Below are 1,289 nucleotides of genomic sequence, written 5' to 3'. Positions count from 1 at the left end.
CCCGCCAGCCGCGCGGGTCGTCGAGGGGCCCGGCCCAGTCGTCATCGGCGAGGAGCGCGAGCGGCGCCCCAACCAGCTCCGCCGCCCACCCGGCGTCCGTCGGCGCATCCGCCCGCACCGCCGCGGCGATCTCGGGGTCGCCGGCGATGACGACGCGCTCGAAGGCAGGGCGCAGCCGGGCGACGGTCGACGCGAGGAGCTCGAGCGTGCCGTGCGCCCGCGTGAGCCGCAGGACGGCGACGCTCCCCCGCGTCATCGCCCGCGCTCGAGCAGCCGCATGAGGTAGCTGCCGTAGCCGCTCTTCATGAGCGGCTCGGCGAGCGCGCGCAGCTGCGCGTCGTCGATCCAGCCGGCGCGCCAGGCGATCTCCTCGATGCAGCCGATCTTGAAGCCCTGGCGGTCCTCGATCACCCGCACGTACTCGCTCGCCTGCATCATCGACTCGAACGTGCCGGTGTCGAGCCAGGCGACGCCGCGGTCGAGCACCTGCACCTGCAGCGCGCCCGCGTCGAGGTAGCGCTCGTTGACGGTCGAGATCTCGAGCTCGCCGCGAGCGGAGGGCTCGATCGTCTTCGCGATCTCGATCACGTCGTTGTCGTAGAAGTACAGGCCGGGCACGGCGTAGTCGCTCTTCGGCTGCGCGGGCTTCTCCTCGATCGAGAGCGCGCGCATCTCCTCGTCGAACTCGACGACGCCGTACGCGGTCGGATCGGCCACCTGGTAGGCGAAGATGAGCCCCCCGTCGATCTCCGAATGCGCGCGCAGGCTCGAGCCGAGCCCCGTGCCGTGGAAGATGTTGTCGCCGAGGACGAGGGCGACGGACTCGTCGCCGATGAACTCCTCGCCGATAATGAACGCCTGGGCGAGGCCGTCGGGGCTCGGCTGCACGGCGTACTCGATGCGCATGCCGAGCGCGGAGCCGTCGCCCAGCAGCGCCTGGAACTGCTCGTTGTACTCGGGCGTCGTGATCACGAGCACCTCGCGGATCCCGGCCATCATGAGGGTCGAGAGCGGGTAGTAGACCATCGGCTTGTCGTAGATGGGCATCAGCTGCTTCGAGATGCCCTTCGTGATCGGCCACAGCCTGGTGCCCGATCCGCCCGCCAGGATGATGCCCCGCATCGCGTCTCCGTTCGTCCCTCGAGGCGTTCGGCCTCTGGGCGAGTCTAGTTGGGACGGCGGCCGGGCCCGCCCCGCGAGCGGGCGTCAGCCGCCGTCGACCGGCGCTCGACGTCGCTCGAGCGCTCGCGCGGCGAGGGCCGCGATGTCGCCGCCGATCCGCCCGGGCG

The 1,289-nt window shown here is 71.5% G+C and carries 2 protein-coding genes; both read right to left on the bottom strand.

Annotated elements, in window-relative coordinates:
• A partial coding sequence (locus NWP09_RS12875) for a hypothetical protein (protein WP_258275893.1) occupies window positions 1–256 on the bottom strand: 256 nt, incomplete at its 3' end.
• Window positions 253–1,122 carry a glucose-1-phosphate thymidylyltransferase RfbA gene (rfbA, locus tag NWP09_RS12870; protein WP_258275892.1) on the bottom strand — a complete coding sequence of 290 codons (870 nt, stop codon included), beginning with the start codon at window positions 1,120–1,122 and terminating at the stop codon, window positions 253–255. The genes rfbA and NWP09_RS12875, both read right to left, overlap by 4 nt.
• Window positions 1,123–1,289: the final 167 nt, after the last annotated feature.

The organism is Agrococcus sp. HG114 (assembly GCF_024723325.1).
Lineage (GTDB): Bacteria > Actinomycetota > Actinomycetes > Actinomycetales > Microbacteriaceae > Agrococcus.
Note: the sequence above shows the minus strand (reverse complement) of the source record. Positions and strands in the feature narration are given on the sequence as shown.